This is a genomic window from Burkholderia sp. LFS061, from assembly GCF_047978125.1.
In the GTDB taxonomy this organism is placed as follows: Bacteria; Pseudomonadota; Gammaproteobacteria; order Burkholderiales; family Burkholderiaceae; genus Burkholderia; species Burkholderia pyrrocinia_C.
In genome coordinates this window covers 1-19,504 of the sequence record NZ_JBFPFS010000028.1, presented here as the reverse complement: position 1 = coordinate 19,504, position 19,504 = coordinate 1, and the positions used below count along the sequence as shown (strand labels likewise).

Genomic DNA, 19,504 nt, shown 5'->3' with positions numbered 1-19,504 from the left:
TATACCTCTGAGTCGCGAAAGGCAGCCGATTCGTGGCAGGCCAGGACGCAGTCAAACAAAAGAGCGCTGGAGAAAGCCGCACCAACGCCATTTCATGCTGATCCCGACTCTGGTTCGGAGCCAGATTGCCGATTGCTTCACTTGTGTTTGCTCTGAGCAACTGCGGCTCGCAAGGCGAGCAGATAGCTCTCGACCCCAAAGCCGCAGATTTGCCCATCGACGATCTCGGCGAATACCGAGTGATGTCGGAACGGTTCCCGGGCGTGAATGTTGGACATGTGCAATTCCACAACCGGGCAGACGAGAATAGCCAGCGCATCGCGTATGCCGTAGCTGTAGTGTGTCCACGCCCCGGCGTTGATCAGCACGGCGTCACAGCGCTCCTCGAAGGCTCGGTGAATGCGCTCGCACATTGCCCCTTCACTGTTCGTCTGAAATGATTCCACCTGCACGCCAAGCTCGGCGCCGAGAGCCTGCAGCCGGGCATCGATTTCGGCCAGAGTGATCGTTCCGTACTGCACCGGGTCGCGCTTGCCAAACATATTGTGGTTGATACCGTGAAGCATCAGGACCTTTTTCATTCGCCACTCCGTTGCACTTTCAATCCAGCGGCACCGTGAGCCGGTCGATCACGGCACGGGTCTGGGGCCGCACGCCTCGCCACCAGTCGAATGCTTCCGCCGCCTGCTCCACCAGCATGCCGACACCGTCCGCGACACCCAGCACGCCCGCATTGCGCGCGAGTCTCAGGAAGGGCGTCAATCGCTTGCCATAGGCGAGTTCGTAAGCCGCGCCTGAAGGACTGAAAACGCTCGGTGGGACAGGAGGCAGATCGCCGGTAAGGCTGGCCGACGTCGCGTTGACCACCAGGTCGAACTGTCCCATCGCCTCGAGGTCGCCGTACCCGCAAGCGGCCAGCGGACCGCTCGTGGCGACTTGTTCGACCAGCGCCCGAACCTTGGCAATGTCCCGGTTGGCGACGACCAGTTCAGCCGGTCGCGCGGCAAGGAATGGCAGCAATGCACCACGCACCGCCCCACCGGCGCCGAGGATCAGCACGCGCCTGCCGGCCATCGGCAGGTTCAGGTTGACCTCGATGTCGCGCACCAGACCAACACCGTCAAAATTCTCGGCGACGATCCGGCCGTCGCTGAAGCTCAGCGCATTGGCGGCACCGGCCAGTGCCGCGCGTTCGCTGCGTTCGTCGGCCATCGCGAACGCCTTCAGCTTGAACGGCGCGGTCACGTTCATGCCTTTGCCGCCCGCTGCGATGAACGTGCGCACGGTCGCGGCGAACGCGTCCTGCGGCTCCAACGGTCCTTCAATTGCCGTATAAGACATGTCCTGCCGTGTCTCCTGCGCGAAGAGACCGTGGATCAGCGGGGATTTCGTATGGCCGATCGGGTTGCCGATCACCGCGTACTGGTCAGTCATCATGGCCTCGCTTTTGAATACAGCACACCTTCAGTCTGCATCGCGTCGATCTCGGCAGCGCCGAAACCCAGCGATTGCGCCACTTCGACGTTGTGCTGACCGAGATCGGGAGCGACCTCGCGGATCGTCGTGTCGCAGTCGGAGAAACGGAACGGCAGGTTCGGCAGGCGCAACTTGCCGTAGCGCGGGTGCTCCTGCTCGACCACCATGCCGCGCGCCACGATCTGCGGATCGACAAGCACTTCGTCAATGCGCTGCACCTTCGCACAAGGCACATCGATGCCATCCAACAGCTCAAGCACCTGCGCGACCTGTCGGCTTGCCACCCAGGGCTTCACGACGGACAGAATGTCCAACCGGTTCGCGTTGCGTCCCGCGAGGGTGTGATAGCGCGTGTCAGTGCCGAAACCGGCCGGTCCTTCATGCGACTCGATCAGGGCGGCGAAGCGCTTCCACGCGTCGTCCACCTGGGCCGCGATTACGAGGTCGCCGTCGGCGGCACGAAACACGCCATAGAGTGTCGACGTGGGCATGTCGTGACCGGTCTGCTCGGGCACGGTGCCTTGCATCGTGTAGCACTGCACGGCGTACTCGTGCATCGACACCAGCGTGTCGTACAGCGCCATGTCGATGTGCTGGCCGCGGCCGCTCTTTACGCGACCGAGCAGCGCGGCATTGATCGCCGCCACCGCGTGAATACCGGTGTACATGTCGCCGAGCGAAATGCGCATCAGCGGGGGCGGCTCGCCGGGAGTGCCGATCATCTGCATGATGCCGCTCTTCGCTTCGGCAATCAGACCGAAACCGGCGCGATGCGCATCAGGTCCCGTATGGCCGTAGGCCGAAATTGAGCAGTAGACCAGTTTCGGATTGCGCGCGGACAGTTCGTCATAACCAAGCCCGAGTTTGTTCAGCGCACCCGGCCGATAGTTCTCGATGAACACATCCGCCGAATCGCACAGCCGCTGCATGAACTCCTTCCCACGCGGGTCGCGCATGTTGACGCTGACTCCACGCTTGCCCATGTTGAGCTGCAGAAAATAGCCGCTCTGTTCGTCGTCGAGCACCGTGGCGTGCTGACGACCCGCATCGCCGCTACCGGGACGCTCGACCTTGATGACTTCGGCGCCGAGCGCCGCGAGACAACGCCCGACATACGGACCGGCCAGAAAATGGCTGTAGTCGACGACGCGAATACCTTCGAGAGGACGTGCTTGCATCAGAATGCTCCCGGTCGGCGCGGTACCATCAGACGATGCTCGCCATGCTGGACGACGTGGCCGTCCTGATTGATCAGCTCCGACGGCAGCACGACGATGCCCCAGTCGGGACGGCTCTTGCTCGCGCGCATCGTGCCGACGCGGAACCTGACGTGCAGCACGTCGTTGACCTTGATGGGCAAGTTGAAGTCCCACGTCCAGCCGAGCGACATACCCGGCAGGAAGCGGTAGTCGCTCTGGGTCTTGAGCCCATCGGCGATAGACAGGCCAAACAGACCGTGTGCAACGATCGAACCGAAGTGGCTCGCGTTCGCGTATTCCTCGTCCACATGAACCGGTGTGTGATCGCCTGTCAGGTCTGCATAGGCCAGAATGCGTTCCTTCGTTACCGTGTAGTTCGGGCTCACGCACTCGTCGCCCTCGCGGGCATCGTCCCAATATTTATCGACGATCGTCATCTCAAACCTCCGAGCGTGGATTGATGTCCAGTGCCCGCGCCACGCACGATGCGGGCTTTGCCTGGATCAGTTCGACGGCGAGGCCGTCCGGGAGGCGCAACCAGTTGCGTCCCTGCGGCATTTCGCTGACGTCATACTTTTGCGCGGCAGCCAGCGCGGCCTCCAAGTCTTCACACATCACGCCCAGGTGCCCGAGGCGACCTTCAGGCGCGTCATGCTGGGGGTTATGGATGAACTGCAATCCGCCGAGCGTCCAGTACTGTCGCGGTTCATCGACGGTGCCGTCGACCTCGCGCATCGTCATGCCGAGAACGTCTTCGAAAAAGCGGATGTGCCAGTGGATGTCCTTCACCCAGATGGCGACATGCTCCAGATAAGCCTTGCTGCCGTTCATGCGGTTGTCTCCCTGTGTTGTCGGTCGGCCATGGCGCGCTCGATGCCCTTGATGCACGCGACCAGTGTCGCGTTGACGGGCGTCGGCACGCCGTGCCGTTGTCCCCAGCGCACGATCGCGCCGTTGATAAAGTCGATTTCGGTGATGGAGCCTTTTTCGAGGCTTTGCAGCATCGAGGTCTTGAAGGCTGACGAAAGTCCTTCGCCTGCCAGGTTCCACGGGCGTTCAGGATCGGTTGTCGAGAGCGTTACATCAGCGGCGTGGGCGACCGCGATCGCTTCGGCGACCGCCGCGAGCGCGGCCGCTTTCAGAAGCGGTTCGTCGTAAAGCTGGCCGTAGGTCAGGCCCGTGGTGCCCGTCAGCGCGCCGGTTGCGACATTGACCAGCAGCTTGTCCCACATCGTGCCGACGATGTTGTCGCTGACGGTGGTGGCCAGTCCGGCGGCATTGAAGGTTTCGGCGATCGCCGTCACGCGGGAGGTTATCCGGCCATCGAGTTCGCCGATATAGGTCGTCTTGCCAGCGACGCCTGACTCGATGTGCCCGGGATTGCGCATCACGCCGCCGACGTACGTCTTGCCGGCCAGTACGCGCTCGCGGCCGACGATGTCGGCGAGCACATCTTCGTGCCCAAGGCCATTCTGCAGCGACAGGACCAGCGTGTCGGGTCCGATCAGGTCCAGCGCGCCGCGCATCGCTGCGTCGGTATGAAATGACTTGACCAGCACGACCACCAGATCGGCGGCGCCGGCTTCGTCGGCACGCGTCGTCGCGTTTACCTTCACACGACGCGAGCCATTCGCGTCGTCCACGCACAGACCATCGCGCCGCATGGCCTCCACATGTGCCACCGAGCGGTTCAGCAACCAGACTTCGTTACCGCCTTCGGTCAGCGCCGCGCCGATGGCACAGCCCAGAGCACCCGCACCTAAAATCGCAATCTTCACTGCCGTCTCCTTGATCTGGAGACCAAGATACGATTCGGCACTCATGTCCGCAATGCAATGGATACAATGACGTCATTGCGCCAGACAATATTGCTATGAACCCGGCAGAACTCCCCGATCTGAAGCTGCTGCAGCTCTTCGATCTTCTCTACGATGTCCGCAGCGTCACGCGCGTCGCGGAGCAGCTCGGACAGAGTCAGCCGACGGTCAGCATCTGGCTCGGGCGTTTGCGGGAGCATCTGCAAGACCCGCTGTTCATACGTACGCCTGGCGGCATGGCGCCGACGCCGCAAGCCGATGCGCTGATCGGTCCGTGCCGGGAGATTCTCGAATCGCTGCGGCGCTTCGCTGCGTGGGAGATCGCATTCGATCCCACCACCGCAAAGCGGCGGTTCCGCATCTGCATGACCGACGCGAGCCACATCACGCTTCTTCCGCGCATGCTGGCGCACGTGCGCGCGCAGGCGCCGGGGATCCGTCTCGAAGTGGCCGGAATCGACGGCAATACCGAACGCGCGCTGGAATCGGGTGAGGCAGACCTTGCGATCGGTCACGTGCCCTGGCTCGGCGGCGGCATTTACCAGCAGCAGTTGTACACCCAGGACTGGGTATGTCTGATGAATAAGCATCATCCGCGCGGGCGCGGAAAGCTCGGGCTCAAGCAGTACCGCGCGGAAGGCCATGTCGCCATCTCGGCAGGGACCGGGGCGCAACTGCTGGAGCAGGCGCTTGTGCGCGAACACGTTGAGCGGGACGTCGTACTCGAGCTACCGGGTTTTCTCGGGCTCGGGGCCATCATCAAGAGCACCGACCTGATTGCCACGCTGCCGCGGCATATCGGCGAGACGCTGGCGAAGGTGAATGACCTGTCGGTGCATCCGTGTCCGATACCGGTGGCGGGATTTGCGGTGCGGCAGCACTGGCACGCCCGCTATCACCACGAAGCGGGAAATCGCTGGCTGCGCGATCTGGTCGCTCAGCTTTTCAGCAGTCTGCGCTGACGTTTCACGCGACGTCGACCATCTGATCGTCAGTTCTATCCCCGGGAACAGCCGTTCAGTTGACGTAGCATCGAATGGCCGCGGAGGGTGGCTAAGCGACATCCACGGAAATCCGCGAACAAAAAAAGGCCCTCACGGGCCTCTCGTCGACGAAGCAGCAGCCGCTTACCGCGTCAACTCGGTAAAACCATCCAGCAACCGGTCGACATCGGCCGCTTCGATCGCGCCCATCGTCGAGATGCGGAACAGCTCCTTCGACAGCCCGCCTTGCCCCGCATAAATCACGAAGCCGCGAGCCTTCAGGCCGTCGTGCAGCGTCTCGTACGTGACGCCCTGCGGCAACCGGTACGCGCGCAGCACGACCGACGACGCACCTTCCGGCAGCACCAGCGGCATTCCGCGCACGGCGAGGCCGGCCTGTGCCCGGTCGGCGAGCGCCTTGTAACGCGCATGGCGCGCGCGCCAGCCGCCGGCTTCGTCGAATTCGCGCAGCGCCTCGACGAGCGCGTAATACGCGTGCACGGACGGCGTGAACGGCGTGTTGCGCTGGTCCTGCAGCTTCGCGAGACGGCCGAGGTCGAGGTAGTACGTGCGGCTCGCCGCCTTCGCGAGCGCGCTGCGGCGCACGATCACGAATGCCGCGCCCGGCACGCCGTGCAGGCACTTGTTCGCGGTCGCGGCAACCGCGTCGATGTCGCCGCCGGCGAAGTCGATCGCTTCCGCGCCGAAGCTGCTGACGCCGTCGACGAGCAGCCTCACGCCGCGCGAACGGCAGACTTCGGCGATCGCGCCGAGGTCGTTCAGGCGGCCCGTCGTCGTTTCGTGATGGATCACCGCGACGTGCGAGTAGCCGCCCGCGTCGAGGCGCGCGGCGATCTGCGCGAGATCGGGCGCCTGCATCCATTCATGCTTCAGCACGTCGTGCGCGATCCCGTACTGCGTCGCGATCTGCGCGATCCGCTCGCCGTACACGCCGTTCTCGATCACGAGCAGCTTGCCGTCCTGCGGCACGAGCGCCGCGATCATGCTCTCGACGGCGGCCGTGCCCGAGCCCGTCATCAGCACGGCCGCCCATTCGGCCGGATCGAGTTCGTAGGCGGCGACGAGGCGCGCGCGCGCTTCGTCCTGCAGATCGAAGAATTCGCTTTCGCGGTGGCACAGGTCGGGTTGCAGCAGGCTGCGGCGCACGCGTTCGGTCAGCGTTACCGGCCCGGGGTTCAGCAGCAGCATCAAAGGGCTCCTTCAGCGTGGGCTTCGGCCTGCGCGGCGCCGATGTGCCGCATCAGACGGGTCTTGACCTCGACCGGTGTGACGGTCGGGCGGGGCAGGCCGTCGGGCACGCCCGTGCGGATCGCAACGCGCACGAACTGTGCCCCGTCGCCCGGCGCGGCCAGCGTTGCATCGAGCACGTCGAGCGTGTCGCCTTCGACCGCCGACGCATAGCCGCATGCGGCCGCGACGCCCGCGAACGACACATGCCGCGACACGGTTGCCTGGCCGCCCGTCGATTCGTGCGCGCCGTTGTCGAGCAGCACGTGCGTGAGGTTGGCCGGGCCGTAGGTGCCGAGCGTCGCGAACACGCCCATCCGCATCAGCGCGGCGCCGTCGCCGTCGACGGCCACCACGCGCAGGTCGGGGCGCGCGAGCGCGAGGCCGAGCGCGAGCGGCGTCACGCAGCCCATCGAGCCGACCATGTACAGCTGGTTCGGGCGATCGTCGATGGCGTAGAGTTCGCGGCCGCAGAAACCGGTCGACGCGAGCACGACGGTCGAATCGACCGGCGTGTGCGCGATCACGCGCTGCAGCGCGTCGTGACGGGTCGGCCATGCGTCGGCCGACACGGCGCGCGACGCCGATTGCGCGGCGACATGCGCGCGCGGCTGTGCTGCCGGGTTCGCCTTCAGTTCATACGGCGCGACGCTGCCTTTCTGCATCACGAGCGCGTACGGGCGGCCCGTCGCGTCCATGTGCGCGATCGCGCGGTCGAGCGCCGGGCCGACCTGTTCGGGGTCGGTCGGGAACGTTTCCCACGGGATCTCCATCGTGTCGAGCATCGCGGGCGTGATCGGGCCCATCAGCGCGTGCTGCGGCTCGTCGGCGACGCCCGGCTGGCCGCGCCACGTGACGATCAGCAGTTGCGGCAGGCGGAACGTCCAGGTCAGCGACGTCAGCGGGCTCACCGCGTTGCCGAGCCCCGAGTTCTGCATCATCGAGATTCCGCGCTTGCCGCCGAGCGTCGCGCCCGCGATCAGCGCGACCGCGTCGCCTTCGTTCGCGGCCGACACGTAGTGCAGCGTCGGGTCCTGCAGCACGTAGTTGATGAACGGCGTCAGGTACGAGCAGGGCACGCCCGCGTACCAGTCGAAGCCGCGTTCGCGCGCGGCCTCGACGAACTGGGCCGCTTCGATCATTGCGCGCCCCCGTTGCCGGCGCCCGGTTCGGACAGCGGCGTCTGGCCGTGCGCGAAGTCGCCCGCGCGGCGGAAGTCTTCGAGATCGTTGACGCCGCGCCAGTGGCCGTGCACGTACTGCACCTCGATCTTCTCGCCGGCGGCGATCAGTTCGTTGAGGAGCATCGGGATGTCGAGCGTGTCGAAATCGTCGCGCGCCTGCAGCGTCGAGAGCATCGCCTTCAGGCGATCGACGCCGGCGCCGCGCACGTTCAGCAGGCCGATCCAGCGGCCATGCGGCGTGCCTGTGGCGACGTCGCTCGATACACGTTGCAGATACGTCTTCTGGCCGAACAGGCCGCGATCGTCCGCAGCCGAGCAGAGCGCGAAGTCGCGCACGCTCTGGTTGGTCGGCTCCGTCAGCGACGAATCGACGACGACGCTGAATTCGGCCTCGCTCTCCGCGAGGTCGCGCAGGATGTAGCTGCGGAACAGCAGGTCGCCGTACGAGATCACGGTGTCGCCCGTCAGGCGTTCCGCCGCGCATGCGAGCGACGCGAGTTCGCCCGTCTGCGCATGGCGCTCGTTGACGACGAGCTTGATGCCCGACGTGTCGATCGCGTCGGCGCGATAGCCGCCGACCACGGTGATGTCGTTGACGCCTTGCTTCTTGAAGCCGTCGACGAGCCAGCGCAGCAGCGGCTTGCCGGCGACCGGCAGCATGACCTTGGGTTTGTCTTCGGTGACGGCTTCGAGCCCCTTGCCGCGGCTCGCGGCGAGCACGACCGCCGCATTCGACGCGCGCGACGACGACGACAGGTAGATGCGCTCGGCCGCCGAATATTCGTCGGCGTCCTGCAGGCGGAAGATCTCGTTGACCGACGCGACGCGGTCTTCGACGTTGATCAGCGTTTCGTTCTCGTGGATCTCGCGTGCGACGGCCTGCATCGCGGAAGCCGATGCGCGGATCAGGTGGTTCGCCCAGATCACGGTGCTGATGCCGGCCTGGCGGAACACGTCGGTCGGCGTGCTGTAGTACTTGGTCGGCACGATCACGAGCGGCGCCTTGCCGCTCCATTCGCGCGCGAACTGCAGGATCTCGTCCGGGCGCGACAGCTTGCTGTGGATCAGGATCGCGTCGGCGCCGGCTTCCGCATACGCGTTCGCGCGGCGCAGTGCCTCGTCCATCCCCCAGCCCGCGATCAGGGCCTCGACGCGCGCGACGATCGAGAAGTCCGGATCGGTCTGCGAATCCTTGCCGGCCTTGATCTTGCCGCAGAACTCATCGATCTCGGCGAGCGGCTGGCGTTCGCCGTCGATGAAGCTGTTCGTTTTCGGGAACTGCTTGTCCTCGATGCAGACGCCGGCGATGCCGCGCTGTTCGAGCTTTCTCACGAGGCGGCGCACGTTGTTGAAGTTGCCGTAGCCGGTATCGCCGTCGAGCAGGATCGGCAGGTCGCTCGCGTCGGCCATGAATTCGAGCACGTCGACGACCTGCGTCCAGCTGGCCTCGTTGTTGTCGCGCACGCCGAACTGCGCGGAGATCGCGAGGCCCGATGCCCAGATCCCCTTGAAGCCGGCCTCGCGGACGATCCGCGCGGACAGGCCGTTGTGCGCTTCCATCAGGAATTCGAGGTCGCTGCTGACGAGCATGCGGCGCAGGCGCGCGCTGCGCGATTCGGTGAAGTTGGGTTCGCGTGCGTTCATCGTGCGGCTCCTGCGGTGGTGCGTTGAATCAGGGGAAGGATTTCTTGGGTGGCGCGTGCAACGTCGTTCGGGAAGTCGATCTCGATCCACGGCGAGCCGGTGACGTCGGCGACGTCGAACGAATGGCCGCCTTCGAGCAGCAGGTCGCGCACGGCTTCTTCGTGCGGCATGTTCGAGCGGCCGCTGTCGACGTAACCCGCGATGATCGCCGCGAGGCGGCGCGCGGTGCCTTCGGTGAAGCGGAAGAAGCCGACCGATTCGCCGATCGTGTCGTAGTCGAGGTCGACCGCGAGCTGCTTGCGCAGCTCGACCGGCACGCCGTTCTTCACGCACAGCTTGACGGGTTCGTCGCCGGCCTCGAAGTCGCGATCGATCAGCAGGCGATCGACCGCCTTGTCGGGATCGGCCACCAGCGCGTGCAGGATGTTCTCGTCATACAGCACGTCGGCGTCCATCAGCAGCACGTCGCCGCCGCGCGTCATCGCATCGGCGACGGTATGCACGGTCAGCACGCTGCCGAGGTCGTAGCGCTCGTTCAGCACGATCTCGGCCTGGCGGCCGAGGCGCTTCAATTCCTGCTCGACCTTCCCGGCCTGGAAGCCGAGCCCGAGCACGATCTCGTCGATGCCCGCTGCATCGAGCACACGCAGATGGCGCTCGAGCAGAGAAACGTCGTCGAAGCGCAGCAGGCACTTCGGGAACTGCGCCTCGGGCGGTTGTTGCAGGCGCAAGCCGAGGCCTGCCGCAAGAATGATGGCTCGCATGGGTTCTCCAACCAAAAAGCCGGCGGATCTGAACGATCAGTCGGCGAGCGGCTGCGGCGCACGGCGCCGCTGCCAGTTTCTTTCACTGAAATGCAGATAGAGCAGGCCGGGCAGGCCGAGCGCGAGTTCGCGCGCGCGCTTCGCGAGCGACAGCGCGAGCGCCGCGTCGGGCGGCAGTCCGACCAGCGGCGCGAGCAGCAGGTAGCCGCCTTCCTGCGCGCCGAGCGAGCCCGGGATCGCGAAGGCCGCGCCGCGGATCGCCTGGCCGACGCTTTCGAGCAGCAGCGCGTCGAGCCAGCTCACCGGGTGCCCGAGGAAGTGCAGCGCGAGCCACACTTCCGCGGTGCCGACGATCCAGCCGACGAGGCTCAATGCGAAGGTCTTCGCGACCCTCGCACGATCGCGGTACAGCGCACCGACCGCGTCGTCGATCGCGTCGGCGCGGGTCGCGAGCGACGACCAGTCGCGCGGGCCCAGCAGCTTCGACGCGAGGCGCAGGCCGCGGCCGAACAGCCCGCGCCGCTGCGCCACGTAGAACAGCGCGGCGAGCGCGCCGAGCACGCCGGTGGCGATCAGCGCGGGCGTGCGCAGGTGCGCGACCGACTCGTGCGTCGCATACAGGCTGAACGCGGCGATGCCGATCAGCGCGAACGCCATTTGCGCGAGCGCCTGCATCGTCGTGCCGACGGTGACGGCGGCCGCCGCGTCGGCCATCCGCGTGCCGCGCTGCGCGAGGTGGCGCACCATCAGCACGGGGCCGCCGATCTGCCCGGCGGGCAGCAGGCTGTTGACCGATTCGCCGACCCAGCGCGCGCGCAGCGCGTTGCCGAGCTCGGCGCCCGGCTGGCCGCGGCGGAACATCACGGAGATCGCGATCGCGTCGATCACGAGAGGTACGACGTGGAACGCCGCGACGAGCGCGAGGCCCCAGCCGGCCGCGAGGAACGTCGACGCGACCGCGCCGACGCCCTGCCATGCAAGGAGTGCGACGAAGAGTGCGGTCCCGAGGGACAGCAGGATCAGGCCGGCGCGTGTCATGACCCGGCCGTGCGCCGCGTGGCCAGTTGCTTGAACACCTGGCGGAAACCGAAATACGCGATCGCGTCCTTCATGTTCGAGATGAAGCGCTTCCACGGCCGCATGCCGGGGTTCGTCACGTATTCGAAAGTCAGCGACACGCGCATCTCGTTCTGGCCGAGCGGCGTGATGCGGTGGCGCAGCTTGTCGCCGTCGAACAGCACGATGCCGCCGTCGGCGATCTGCACGGAGCCCGGTTCGTCGGGCACGTCCGGGTTGCGCGTGTGCAGTTCGTAGTCGAGCCGGCACGACGATTCGTCGATCACGCCGATCAGCAGCGTGTAGCGGCGGCCGTCGTAATACGACGTGTCGTAGTGCCAGCCGATGTGGTCGCCGGGCTTCGTGTAGTAATACAGCGCATACGCGTGCGGATCGTCGTCCGGCGACAGCATCAGCTTGTCGCCCGTGAGCTTCTCGAGGAAGCCGATCAGCGCCTTCGAACGATATAGCTCGGCGATGTACGGCGCCTGCTCGTCGATCGTGTGGCGGCTCACGCTGCCGCCCTGCTTGTGGCCGGGCAGGTAATTGCGGTTCAGGCCGGCCTGCATCGCGCGGGCGGCGGCCGCGAGCTTCGCGTGCGCGTCGGCCGGCAGGAAGGCGTCGAGGTACAGGAACGAACCCTGGCGCGTGTAGTCGCCGCGCAGGCGGTCGAGGTCGAGACGGCCGACGCAGTCGGCCACGGTGCGATCGGGGTCGGACGCGGCCGCGCGCGCAGGCGCGGGGCGTGCCGGGCTCAGCACGGAGTCGTCGCGCGTGCTCGGAGTCATTTGGAAGCCTGGATTTCGGTTGAATTCTGCGGGAGGTTGCCGCGCCGGACGATGCGCCACCAGTCGATCACGACCCATGCGGCAAACAGCGGGGCGCCGATCGACGCCGCGAGCAGGAACGGCTCGACGCCGTCGACGAGCGTCACGATCGGCAGCAGGTACAGCACGTCTTCGGTTTCGAAGCCGCCGGCGAATGCCTGTTTGGTGCCGGCCTTGCCGGCGATCGATTCGATCCGCATGCGCAGGAAGAAGATCAGCGCGACGGCTGCGCCGGCTACCGCGCCGAGCAGCACCGGCGACGCGGCCATCTGGCCGCCCTGGGCGACGATGCCGAGGCCCATGCTGACGAACAGCGCGATCGTCACGAGCGCATCGGCCGCGAGGTCGTAAAAGTGACCGATCTTGCTGGACTTGCCGCTGATGCGCGCGAGCTCGCCGTCGGTGTGGTCGACGAAGTTCGACAGCACGATCAGGAACGCGCCTGCGTTGCTCCAGCCGAAGCCGCCGTGCGCGAGGCACCAGGCGCCGGCGAGGCCGATCAGCAGACGAAGGGTGGTGAGGTGATTCGGGGTGACCGGCGTATCGACAAGCGGTCGGACGAGCGAGCGCGCGAGCCGCGCATCCCAGGTGCGTGGCAGGGGGGGCTCGGATCGTGTGGCGGTTTTTCTTTGGTCCATCGGCGAAATATATACGGAATTGTAATTTGTTGCTTTTTATTCGATCAATGTCCTGACATACGCGAGTGTTACCGCGTCTTGCGGGGCGCGGCCGGTCGAAAAAACGGGCGTGCGAAAGGGCGCGCAAACACGGCGGCCGGGCCCGTATTCCAGTGTGGTTCGCATCGCGCGGCTGTCAAGGACGGACGGGCCTCGAAGGCCGTTGCGGCGGCGCTTTTCGCGCATGCCGGCGGACGGCGCGCGGAGCGTGCGACCTTGACATGCGTCAGGCTCGGAAAAGGTGCATCGGGCGACAATTGGCCGCGCCGCCGCATACGTATCGACAATTGCCGATCGACGGGCGGCAAATTGCAATGGAAATCCGCCGATTGATTCGCAAAGGTTGGGCGATCGGCGACCGGTCATTCGTCCCGATGCTTTCGTGCACCTTTCGCGTGCATCCGGTTCATTGGGGGGGCGCCTGTCACAGAACGGTCGTTCGATACCCGGCAAATCCGGCAAGGATCTTTTGCATCCGGCGGACATTTCGCGGCGGTCGCCTCTGCGATACTCCGACCGTGCCTGTGGTGCCGGCCGCTCCTTGCGGCCCCAAGGGCTTCATGTCGCTCAGGAGACACCCCCCGCGACGTCAACGACAGACCAAAGCGTCAGAAACCAGCCATGTCTTCATCACGCATCCTCGCTCCCGCCCTGCGTTCGCTCGTCCGCACCGCCGACGAAGCCGCCGCGCTGATCCGTCCCGGCATGACCGTCGCCATGAGCGGCTTCACCGGGTCGGGCTATCCGAAGGCCGTGCCGGCCGCGCTTGCCGCCCATATCGACGCGGCGCACGCGCGCGGCGAGGACTTCCGGATCAACGTGCTGACGGGCGCATCCACCGCGCCGGAACTCGACGGCGCGCTCGCCCGCACCAACGGCATCTCGATGCGGCTGCCGTACCAGTCCGACCCGACGCTGCGCGACAAGATCAACAGCGGCGAAGTCGACTACCAGGACGTCCACCTGAGCCACGTCGCGCAATACGCATGGTTCGGGCTGTACGGCGATCTCGACGTCGCGATCGTCGAAGTCGCGGGCATCCGCGAGGACGGGCTGCTGATTCCGTCCGCATCGATCGGCAACAACAAGACGTGGCTCGAGCGCGCGAAGCACGTGATCCTCGAGGTCAACTCGCGCCAGCCGCTCGGCCTCGACGGGATGCACGACATCTATTACGGTACCGCGCTGCCGCCGCATCGCAAGCCGATTCCGCTGACGAAGAGCGACGACCGGATCGGCGAGCCGTACCTGCGCTGCCCGGCCGACAAGATCGTCGCGATCGTCGAGACCGACGCGCCCGATCGCAGCAACGCGTTCTCCGCGCCGGACGAGACGTCGAAGCAGATCGCGCTGCAACTGATCGACTTCCTGCGCCACGAAGTCAAGCGCGGCCGCCTGCCGGAGAACCTGCTGCCGCTGCAGTCGGGCGTCGGCAACATCACGAACGCGGTGCTCGCGGAACTCAGCTCGGCCGGCTTCTCGAACCTGACCGCGTACACCGAAGTGATTCAGGACGCCATGCTCGACCTGCTCGACGACGGCACGCTGGGCTTCGCGTCGGCTACCGCGCTGTCGCTGAGCCCGGCCGCCGTGCAGCGCTTCGCAGACGAGATCGCGACGTTCCGCGAGAAGATCGTGCTGCGCCCGCAGGAGATCAGCAACCATCCGGAACTCGTGCGCCGCCTCGGCTGCATCGCGATGAACGGGATGATCGAGGCCGACATCTACGGCAACGTGAACTCGACGCACGTGATGGGCACGAAGATCCAGAACGGCATCGGCGGCTCGGGCGACTTCGCGCGCAACGGCTACCTGTCGTGCTTCATGTCGGCGAGTACCGCGAAGGGCGGCGCGATCTCGCGGATCGTGCCGATGGCGAGCCACGTCGACCATACCGAGCACGACGTCGCGGTGGTCGTCACCGAGCAGGGCCTCGCGGACCTGCGCGGCCTGTCGCCGAAGCAGCGCGCGCGCAAGATCATCGCGACCTGCGCCCACCCCGATTACCGGCCGATGCTCGAGGACTACTTCGAGCGTGCGTCGCGCGAAAGCTTCGGCAAGCACACGCCGCACCTGCTCGCCGAAGCGCTGTCGTGGCACGAGCGCTACGTGCGGACCGGGACGATGAAGGCCTGACGCGGCGCGAAGCCGAGCGCCGCGACGAGCGCCTCGATGCGGATTTCAAGGCGGTCCACGCTTGTCTTTACGGAGTCGGACGACTATCTTGCAGCTTCAAGTTCACTTGAGGTCAGGCATGAGCCGTCTGGACATTGCGGACGTTGCGCGGCGCACGGGGTTGCCCGCGTCGACGCTGCGCTACTACGAGGAAAAGGGGCTGATCGTCCCGACCGGCCGGCACGGGCTGCGGCGGCAATACGACGAGTCGGTGCTGGAGCGCCTGGCGCTGATCGCGCTCGGCCGCGAGGCCGGTTTTTCGCTCGACGACATCCTCGCGATGGTTGGCGCGGACGGCCGGCCCGCGGTCGATCGCGCGAAGCTCGACGGCAAGGCCGACGAACTCGATCGCACGATTCGCCGTCTCGGCGCCGTGCGCGATGCGTTGCGGCATGCGGCCGTGTGTCCGGCGCAGAACCATCTCGAATGCCCGTCGTTCCGGAAGCTGCTGCGCATCGCCGCGCATCGTCATCCGGCGCGCCGCACGAAGGCGGAACGCGCGTAAGCGGTCGGCCTGCGCGATGCGGCATTCGACGTCAGCGAAGCTGCCGACGCATGACTCATCCCGCGTAATACACGCGGCACTCCATCTCGCGCCCGCGCACGATGCGCTTGCCGACGAGCGAGCCGAACGTTTCGGTGAAGACGGTGCGCTGGTGTTCGCGCTGCACGGCATCGTAGAAGTAGAGCGAAACCCAGTCCATCGTGTGGCCGGATTCCGGCGTGCGCGCGGCGGCGTGCTGGCACAGCGCCGTGAAATGCCAACCGCCTTTCGTCATGTGCATCACGGGCGGCGGCACATAGTCGTCCGCGTTCAGGCGTCGGTGCACGAGCATCGGCAGCACGCCGGCGGCGGCCTTGTGGCGGTACTGGCGATCGATGTAGAGCAGCAGCTCGACGGGCGGCTCCGTGCCGGGGCCGGCGTCCTGGACGTGCCCCTGCCAGCGCCGGCGGCGGCTCAGCACGTCGTCGAGCGCGGTGCGGATGCCGACCGCGCGCCGTGGGCCGACACCCGCGATCGTTTCGAGCTGGCCGTTGCGGGCCGCGCGTTCGAGCTCCTCGAGCGTGTCGATGTGCAGCGCGTCTTGAATGCGCAGCGCGAGCGCGTGGCCGATGCCCGGCACGGCCTCGAATGCGGATATCCGCTCGGTATCGCCGCGCAGCCGGTCGAGCTGGCGCCAGCGTCCCGTCACCAGCAGTTCGGCGATCGCCTGCGCGACGCCCGTGCCGATGTCGGGCAGCGCGCCCAGCGCGTCGACGCCACCGGCGTCGAACAAGGTGCGGATGTCGCGGTCGAGCGCATCGATCGTAGCGGCCGACGCGCGGTACGCAGCGACCCGGTACGGGTTCGCGCCCTGATCGGCGAGCCACTGCGCGGCCTCGCGCAGGCATGCCGCGATGTGCCGGTTTTCCTCGTACGTTTGGCTGGCGGTCGACTGCATGGCGAGGGACCCGGGGAAGCGCAAACGGAATGGACGCGGCGAGCGATGCGCCGGTCGGCTCTTGACCATTGTCGCGACGCGCGACGAACAACACTTGACGCACGTCAATGGCAAACGTAGCACAGGCGCGAAGCGCACGGTCGTGCCGCATGTGGGCACGACCGTGCGTCGCGCTTACGCGTCGAGAAACGACTGCGCGTTCTCGGCCTCGGCGGCCGTGCGCAGCGCGGCGAGCGCACGTTTCTCGATCTGCCGCACGCGTTCGCGCGACATGCCGGCGTCCTGCGCGATCGCGTCGTACGTATCGGGCTCGGTGCCGCCGAGGCCGAACCGCCGGCGCAGCACGTCGGCCTCGGCCGGCGTGACCGACCGCAGCAGCGACGTCACGCATTCGCGCATGCGCGTGTCGGCCAGTTGCTCGAACGGGCTGGCCGACGCCTGGTCCTCGATCAGGTCCACGAGGCCGGTGTCCGCGTCGGGCAGCGGCGTGTCGAGCGAGACGGGCTCGGCGGGCAGCGCGAGCACCGCGCGAACCTTGTCCTCGTCGAACCCGGTTTCGGCCGCGAGCTCGGCAGGCGTTGCCTGGCGGCCCGTGCGCTGGCGAAAGCGCAGCGCATGCCGCCGTACACGCTGGTACTGGTCGCCGACGTGCACCGGCACGCGGATCGTGCGCGAGCGATCCGCGACCGCGCGCGCGATCGCCTGACGGATCCACCAGGTCGCATACGTCGAGAACTTGAACCCGCGCCGGTATTCGAATTTCTCGATCGCGCGCATCAGGCCGAGGCAGCCGTCCTGCACGAGATCGGACAGGTCAATGCCGCGGTTCATATATTTGCGCGCGATCGACAGCACGAGCCGCAGGTTCGCCTCGAGCATCGCGCGGGTCGCGTCGTGCACTTTCTGCTGGCCGTCGGTCAGCGCTGCCGCGAGGGCACGCCGGGCGACCGCGTCGAAGCGGGCGGCTTCGCCCGCTGCGGCGTCGTGCGGGGCTGACGCGAGCGCGCGCACGACGCGGCTTGCGTCGTCGACGGCCGGCGCGACCCACGCGATCGTGCCGAGCAGCGCGGCCACGCGGTTGCGCGCGTCGCGGTATTCGGCCGAACGGCAGCCATGCGCAAGCAATGCGCCGCGCAGCGCCGACACGGCTTCCTGCAGCGCGTCGTAGCTGGCGGGCATGGGCGTGTCGCCGTCGTCGTCATCGGGCGATCCGGCCGCGCCGGCGGCACCCGATGCACGGTGACGCGCAAGCAGCGCGTCGACCGCGGCCGGACAGCCGGCGAGCGCGTGCAGCACCTGGTGGCGGCCCGTCTCGATTTCGCGGGCGAGCACGATTTCGCCTTCGCGCGTGAGCAGCGGTACCGCCTGCATGCGCCGCATGTAGAGCGCGAGCGGATCGGTCGATGCGCTCGTGCCGCGTGCGAGGTCGCCGAGCACGGCCCGGCCTTCGTCGAGCGTGTCGCGATCGACTTCGACAGGCGCCGTGCCGGCGAACGGCGCAGGCGCGGCCGGTTCGTCGAGCACGGCGATGCCGATGTCGGCGAGCGCGGCGCGCACGACGTCCAGCGCGTCGGGGCTGTCGCTTTCGGGCGGCAGCGCGTCGACGAGGTCGGCGTGCGTCAGATAACCCTGTTCGCCGGCGAGCGCCAGCAACTGGATGATCGGATCGAGCGGCGTGTCCGCCCGGGGAGTGGGGCGTGGCGTAGTCATGTCGATGGCGGCGTGAGCCGCGCTCCTGTCGGGGCGGGCCGAAGTCCGCCGGTTCTCGGCTGCCGGGTGTCCGCGAACGCCCGTCCGCGCCGGTCAGCCTGACATCGTTCAAGTTGAGGGCATTTGCGCCAACTTCAACGCGGGCGCGGCAGACGGGCAGCATGCGGCATGCCCGCCCGACCGCCCGGCGCAAGAAACAAAAAGTAACCGATCATACCCGCGGAAATCTGCAGGGGACGTAAGCTAGAGTCAGGCGCGCGCCCGGCGGCGGCGCGCGGATTATGCCGGAGCACGAGATGAACCCGATTCCCGCCGCGAGGCCCGCCATCATCGCGCTGGCCGCGCTGACGCTCGGCGGCTGCTACTACACGAGCCCGTACGGGTATGCGCCTTATTACGCGCCGGCGCCCGCCACGGTAACACAGCGCGAGATCCCGGTTGCACCTGCCGCGCCCGGCGCGGCCCTTTCGCCGGCCCCCGACACGCCGGCCGACGTCGTTGCGCCGGTGCCGGTGTATGTCGCGCCGGCCTATGTGCCGCCGCCGTATCCGTACTACTACCCCGCGTACTATCCGGGCTGGTACGGGCCGCCCGTCACGATCGGCTTCTGGGGCCGTTGGGGCGGCGGATACTGGGGCGGGCGCGGCGGGTACTGGCATCGTCCGTGGGGCGGCGGGCATTGGGGTGGCGGCCACTGGGGCGGCGGCCATCGGCACTGACGGGCGCGCGGCGGGGCCGCGCGGGAGAGCATCATGAGCAACACGATTGTCCGAAGTCTGTGCGTCGTCCTGCTTGGCCTCGCGGCCGCGCCGGGCGTCGCCGATGCGCAGAGCAGCGCCTACACGAACTCGCCGGCCGAGCTGTACGCCGGGCCGGCGCCCGATTATCCGGTGGTCGCGCAGATCCCGCCCGACACGGCGCTGGACGTATTCGGCTGCCTGAGCGACTACTCGTGGTGCGACGTCGCGCTGCCGGGCGTGCGCGGCTGGATCGATGCGCAGTTGCTCGAGTATCCGTACCAGGGCAACTACGTGCCGTTGCTCGAATACGGCGCGATCATCGGGGTCCCGGTGACCGGATTCGCGATCGGCGCGTACTGGGATCGTTATTATCGGCACCGCCCGTGGTACCACGACCGCGATCGCTGGGCGCATCGCGCGGAACCGCGGCTCGGCCCCGGCGGGTTCCCGCCGGGGCAGGGCCGTCCGCGGCCGGGTGGGCCGATACAGGCCGAGCCGGGCGGCCCGGCGCCGGGGCCGCATGATGCGCGGCCGTCGGCCACGCGCGGCGGCTGGAACGGAGC

General features: G+C 67.2%; 20 protein-coding genes. 5 read left to right on the top strand and 15 right to left on the bottom strand.

All coding sequences use genetic code 11. The features are described 5' to 3' along the window. Positions 1 to 137 precede the first annotated feature (137 nt). From aroQ to ACNQQL_RS22910, 6 genes are read right to left on the bottom strand one after another with little or no spacing between them, the layout of a single operon-like run. The gene (aroQ, locus tag ACNQQL_RS22935; protein WP_072436556.1) at positions 138 to 581 is read right to left on the bottom strand and encodes a type II 3-dehydroquinate dehydratase; all 444 of its coding nucleotides are present in this window, start codon (positions 579 to 581) and stop codon (positions 138 to 140) included. A gap of 19 nt (positions 582 to 600) precedes the next feature. After that, positions 601 to 1,434 (bottom strand): shikimate dehydrogenase, encoded by an 834-nt coding sequence (gene aroE / locus ACNQQL_RS22930; RefSeq protein WP_347065988.1) that lies wholly within the window; start codon positions 1,432 to 1,434, stop codon positions 601 to 603. Next, positions 1,434 to 2,654: a CoA transferase gene (locus tag ACNQQL_RS22925; protein ID WP_347065890.1), complete on the bottom strand. Its 1,221-nt coding sequence runs from the start codon at positions 2,652 to 2,654 to the stop codon at positions 1,434 to 1,436. Before ACNQQL_RS22925 ends, aroE begins: the two co-directional genes overlap by 1 nt. Next, complete coding sequence (locus ACNQQL_RS22920) at positions 2,654 to 3,112, bottom strand: MaoC family dehydratase (RefSeq protein ID WP_072436558.1); 459 nt, start codon at positions 3,110 to 3,112, stop codon at positions 2,654 to 2,656. The genes ACNQQL_RS22925 and ACNQQL_RS22920 overlap by 1 nt, the downstream gene beginning before the upstream one ends. A 1-nt stretch (position 3,113) precedes the next feature. After that, on the bottom strand, positions 3,114 to 3,506 hold the full coding sequence (locus ACNQQL_RS22915) for a VOC family protein (protein WP_204422734.1): 393 nt from the start codon (positions 3,504 to 3,506) through the stop codon (positions 3,114 to 3,116). After that, positions 3,503 to 4,453: a 2-dehydropantoate 2-reductase gene (locus ACNQQL_RS22910; protein ID WP_347065986.1), complete on the bottom strand. Its 951-nt coding sequence runs from the start codon at positions 4,451 to 4,453 to the stop codon at positions 3,503 to 3,505. The genes ACNQQL_RS22915 and ACNQQL_RS22910 overlap by 4 nt, the downstream gene beginning before the upstream one ends. A 95-nt stretch (positions 4,454 to 4,548) precedes the next feature. Between ACNQQL_RS22910 and ACNQQL_RS22905 the strand changes: the two genes are divergently transcribed. Further along, a complete protein-coding gene (locus tag ACNQQL_RS22905) occupies positions 4,549 to 5,454 on the top strand; it encodes a LysR family transcriptional regulator (RefSeq protein ID WP_347065887.1) in 906 nt (301 codons plus the stop codon). A 165-nt stretch (positions 5,455 to 5,619) separates the two neighbouring features. Here ACNQQL_RS22905 and ACNQQL_RS22900 read toward each other — a convergent pair whose 3' ends face one another. Genes ACNQQL_RS22900 through ACNQQL_RS22870 form a run of 7 tightly spaced genes read right to left on the bottom strand, consistent with a single transcriptional unit; the run spans position 5,620 to position 12,835 of the window. Next, entirely contained in the window at positions 5,620 to 6,684 is a 1,065-nt protein-coding gene (locus tag ACNQQL_RS22900; RefSeq protein WP_347065885.1) for a 2-aminoethylphosphonate aminotransferase, read from the bottom strand. Beyond that, the gene (aepY, locus tag ACNQQL_RS22895; protein ID WP_347065883.1) at positions 6,684 to 7,865 is read right to left on the bottom strand and encodes a phosphonopyruvate decarboxylase; all 1,182 of its coding nucleotides are present in this window, start codon (positions 7,863 to 7,865) and stop codon (positions 6,684 to 6,686) included. The genes ACNQQL_RS22900 and aepY overlap by 1 nt, the downstream gene beginning before the upstream one ends. Then, a complete protein-coding gene (gene aepX / locus ACNQQL_RS22890) occupies positions 7,862 to 9,550 on the bottom strand; it encodes a phosphoenolpyruvate mutase (protein WP_347065881.1) in 1,689 nt (562 codons plus the stop codon). Before aepX ends, aepY begins: the two co-directional genes overlap by 4 nt. Continuing rightward, positions 9,547 to 10,314: a phosphocholine cytidylyltransferase family protein gene (locus tag ACNQQL_RS22885; RefSeq protein ID WP_347065879.1), complete on the bottom strand. Its 768-nt coding sequence runs from the start codon at positions 10,312 to 10,314 to the stop codon at positions 9,547 to 9,549. The genes aepX and ACNQQL_RS22885 overlap by 4 nt, the downstream gene beginning before the upstream one ends. 36 nt (positions 10,315 to 10,350) lie before the next feature. After that, on the bottom strand, positions 10,351 to 11,352 hold the full coding sequence (locus ACNQQL_RS22880) for an HpnL family protein (RefSeq protein WP_105391271.1): 1,002 nt from the start codon (positions 11,350 to 11,352) through the stop codon (positions 10,351 to 10,353). Beyond that, positions 11,349 to 12,158 (bottom strand): 2OG-Fe(II) oxygenase, encoded by an 810-nt coding sequence (locus ACNQQL_RS22875; RefSeq protein ID WP_034179790.1) that lies wholly within the window; start codon positions 12,156 to 12,158, stop codon positions 11,349 to 11,351. Before ACNQQL_RS22875 ends, ACNQQL_RS22880 begins: the two co-directional genes overlap by 4 nt. Continuing rightward, entirely contained in the window at positions 12,155 to 12,835 is a 681-nt protein-coding gene (locus ACNQQL_RS22870; RefSeq protein WP_347065875.1) for a CDP-alcohol phosphatidyltransferase family protein, read from the bottom strand. The genes ACNQQL_RS22875 and ACNQQL_RS22870 overlap by 4 nt, the downstream gene beginning before the upstream one ends. Positions 12,836 to 13,495: 660 nt before the next feature. On the opposite strand from ACNQQL_RS22870, the gene ACNQQL_RS22865 reads away from it, so the two are divergent. Together ACNQQL_RS22865 and ACNQQL_RS22860 are read left to right on the top strand one after the other, a co-directional pair. Then, on the top strand, positions 13,496 to 15,010 hold the full coding sequence (locus ACNQQL_RS22865; RefSeq protein WP_072436567.1) for an acetyl-CoA hydrolase/transferase family protein: 1,515 nt from the start codon (positions 13,496 to 13,498) through the stop codon (positions 15,008 to 15,010). A 118-nt stretch (positions 15,011 to 15,128) separates the two neighbouring features. After that, complete coding sequence (locus ACNQQL_RS22860; protein ID WP_347065873.1) at positions 15,129 to 15,554, top strand: helix-turn-helix domain-containing protein; 426 nt, start codon at positions 15,129 to 15,131, stop codon at positions 15,552 to 15,554. A gap of 55 nt (positions 15,555 to 15,609) precedes the next feature. On the opposite strand, the gene ACNQQL_RS22855 is transcribed toward ACNQQL_RS22860, so the two are convergent. Next, positions 15,610 to 16,491 carry a helix-hairpin-helix domain-containing protein gene (locus tag ACNQQL_RS22855; RefSeq protein WP_347065871.1) on the bottom strand — a complete coding sequence of 294 codons (882 nt, stop codon included), beginning with the start codon at positions 16,489 to 16,491 and terminating at the stop codon, positions 15,610 to 15,612. 174 nt (positions 16,492 to 16,665) lie between these two features. Beyond that, entirely contained in the window at positions 16,666 to 18,201 is a 1,536-nt protein-coding gene (locus tag ACNQQL_RS22850) for a sigma-70 family RNA polymerase sigma factor (protein WP_072436570.1), read from the bottom strand. A gap of 296 nt (positions 18,202 to 18,497) precedes the next feature. Here ACNQQL_RS22850 and ACNQQL_RS22845 point away from each other — a divergent pair, with 296 nt between their 5' ends. Both ACNQQL_RS22845 and ACNQQL_RS22840 read left to right on the top strand, forming a co-directional pair. Then, positions 18,498 to 18,920, top strand: coding sequence for a hypothetical protein (locus ACNQQL_RS22845; protein ID WP_347065869.1), 423 nt, complete (start codon positions 18,498 to 18,500; stop codon positions 18,918 to 18,920). 33 nt (positions 18,921 to 18,953) lie between these two features. Beyond that, a partial coding sequence (locus ACNQQL_RS22840) for an SH3 domain-containing protein (protein WP_347065867.1) occupies positions 18,954 to 19,504 on the top strand: 551 nt, incomplete at its 3' end.